Genomic DNA, 2,873 nt, shown 5'->3' with positions numbered 1-2,873 from the left:
ACGCCCAGGATCGTCGCCGTTTCTTTCACGATGTTGCCGCCGCCGAAGCCGCCCCGAGGACCGAAGCCTCTGTCTCCGAACCCTTTGCCGCCGTGCCCCATCTGCGTTGTCGTTGTTGAAGAACCTACCGCTGTATCTGCAAATGCTTGATTATGTAATGCGCCGACGAGCCCGACTCCTACGACAAAAGATGCTACCAAAGATCCTGCAATAATTTTTCTGCTGATTTTTTTCATATCGTGTATCCACCTTTGCTTTCGTATTTGTATTTCCTTACAAACCCAAGTATAGACCCCCAACCTGAATTCCATCTGAGTACAAACTGAGCATTCGTTGAGAAGTATCTGAGAATTGGCTGAATTAGGAAATAACAAACACAAACATATGTTCACTTTTTGAAAAACCGGCAGTCCTCCCATCAAAGAACATGTATTTCCTACATCCAAATCCAGGAATTCAAATGTTTTTTCAAACAATCCTGCATTTCATACAGTTAATTCGTCGCATTCACCCCTATTTTCCAAGAAATCGAGGAGAATGACGAATTTTTACTGTAGCTTTTACAGGTTCCATAACCATTTCCCCCCTTTTCGGGAAAATGACCTGCAGGTTTTGCAGGTAATGCTGCCGTTCTCTCTCTCTACTTTTCCAAACCTCCCAATTGGCCGCACAAGAGAGCAATCGCCGAAAACCAAACGCCTAGCAGCGTCTTGCCCCCTCAGCGGATCTCCATCCGATCACGGATGAGAGCGTTTACGAACGGAGCAACGCCGAGACTATACGCGGATAGGCCAAAAAGGAGCCGCGCCTCAGCGCAGCTCCTCTCCCTGCAGCATGGGCGGCAATCCAGGCAATCGCACAATAAATGTGCTGCCTTCGCCGACCACGCTTTCAACATATAGCGTGCCGCCATGCAGTTCGACGATGGAGCGCGTGATGGACAGTCCCAATCCTGCACCTCCGCTGCGTCTGCCGCGGGACGTATCAATGCGGTAAAACCGGTCGAACAGATGCGGGAGATGCTCCGGCGCGATGCCCGGCCCGTTGTCCTGCACAGCGATCTCAACCGCGCCCCCAACCGTGGACAACACGATGCGCAGGCGCCCCGTTTCAGGATGCGTATGCTGCACAGCGTTGTGGAACAAATTCAAAATCACCTGCTTGATTTTATCCGCATCGTACACGCTGCGTGTCTCTGGCTCTAGCAGGAACGTGACCTCACGCTCCCCGGCCAGCAGCCGAAGCTGGTGCTCCATATCATGGAGCATGTCATCCAGAAGGCCCTCCGACATTTGAAAAGTCGGTTTCCGATCCAAACGCGCGAGCAAGAGCAGATCCTCGACCAGCTTGTTGATGCGGATCGATTCGCCGTGCATGCTGCGCAAAGCTTTCTGCAGCTGCTCCGGCTGCTGGTAGGCGCCGCGGAGCAGCACTTCCAGAAAGCCGTGAATCGACGTCAGCGGCGTGCGCAGTTCATGCGAAGCATCCGCAGCGAAGCGGCGCATTTGCTCTTTGGCTTCTTTTTCCGCTTCGAAAGAAATTTCAAGCCGCTCCAGCATGCCATTGAACGACGTCGCTAACCGGTCGATTTCCACCTGTCCCTGATGTGCGGGAAACCGCTCGTTGAGACTCCCGGCATCGATCCGCTTGACCGTATCGACCATATTGGACAGCGGTACCAACGTTCGCCGCAGCACGGGAAGAAAGCCCAGCAAGCCCATAATCATGGCCAGCATGGATAGAAACAAGAAGGTCAGCAACTGCCGCAGCAGCACATCCTTAATTTGCGAAGTGGTCGTGCTGGCTTGAATCAGCCCTTGAAAGCCGCGGTTCCGATCTGGGTTCTCTCCCCCCACCTTATGGAAAACAACGAGCTGCTCGACGCCCTTTTCATTTTTAACAACGCGATAATCGGTTTTCTTGGACGTTTTCTGAAGCAGCTCCACATAATCCTCGCTCTTTAATTGGATAGCGGAATTCTCATCCTGCGAGGAAACCAGCTTGTAATTTCCCTTATCATCAATAATAGCAATCGCGAGATCCGGCACGAAAATACGAGGAGCCTCGCCCCCCGGAATATCCTGACGGTTGCCGCGAGAGAAATCCTGCCTTGGCAGGAAAGGACTTGAGCCTCGATCCTGCCCCTCACCGGCTCGCAACCACACATTCGGCGGTAAACCGGAGATTTGATTGCGAATGGTCTCTGCTTTGTTCTGGTACATAAACTGCTGCATGAACACATATTGAAACACACCGATGAGCAACAATAGCGCGGACATGACCAGCAGCGTTCTCGAAAGAAGCTGAACTTTCAAGGAATTCGTCTCAAAAAATGAGGTGAACCGCCGCAGCCGTTTCATGCCAAATCCATCCGGTAACCGGCGCCACGAATCGTTCGAATCAGCTTATGTTCCTTGTCGCCGAGTTTGTCCCGCAGCGAGCGGATATACACTTCCACGATGTTCTCCTCGCCGCCGAAGTCGTAGCCCCACACTTTGTCGAGAATCATCGTTTTGCTGAGCACAAGCCCGTGGTTAATCGCCATAAATTTGAGCAGCTCATACTCCGTCGGCGACAGCTCCAGCACCCGATCGTTCATGCTGATTTCTTTGCGCCGATCGTCGATCCGCAGCGGCCCTACAATGACCTCGCCGAACAGATTCGGGAAATGATTGCGAATTCGCGCGTAAATCCGGGCCAGCAGTTCTTCAAAAGAGAACGGCTTGACCATATAATCGTCCGCGCCGAGCGTTAGGCCTTTGACGCGGTCGTCGATTTCATCCTTGGCAGTAAGCATGATGACGGCGATATTGTCCTGTTTTTTGATCATCCGACATACTTCAAAGCCGTCCATCCCCGGCATCATCACATCG

At 52.4% G+C, this 2,873-nt stretch carries 3 protein-coding genes; all 3 read right to left on the bottom strand.

Annotated elements, in window-relative coordinates:
* Nucleotides 1-236 (bottom strand): hypothetical protein (locus EJQ19_RS31585; protein WP_206438517.1); only part of this gene is annotated, 236 nt, incomplete at its 3' end.
* Nucleotides 237-809: 573 nt separating this feature from the next.
* The gene (locus EJQ19_RS31580) at nt 810-2,360 is read right to left on the bottom strand and encodes a sensor histidine kinase (protein ID WP_126145167.1); all 1,551 of its coding nucleotides are present in this window, start codon (nt 2,358-2,360) and stop codon (nt 810-812) included.
* A partial coding sequence (locus tag EJQ19_RS31575; RefSeq protein ID WP_164716892.1) for a response regulator transcription factor occupies nt 2,357-2,873 on the bottom strand: 517 nt, incomplete at its 5' end. The genes EJQ19_RS31575 and EJQ19_RS31580, both read right to left, overlap by 4 nt.

Origin of the sequence: Paenibacillus whitsoniae (assembly GCF_003955665.1) — a bacterium.
GTDB classification, from domain to species: domain Bacteria; phylum Bacillota; class Bacilli; order Paenibacillales; family NBRC-103111; genus Paenibacillus_E; species Paenibacillus_E whitsoniae.
Note: the sequence above shows the minus strand (reverse complement) of the source record. Positions and strands in the feature narration are given on the sequence as shown.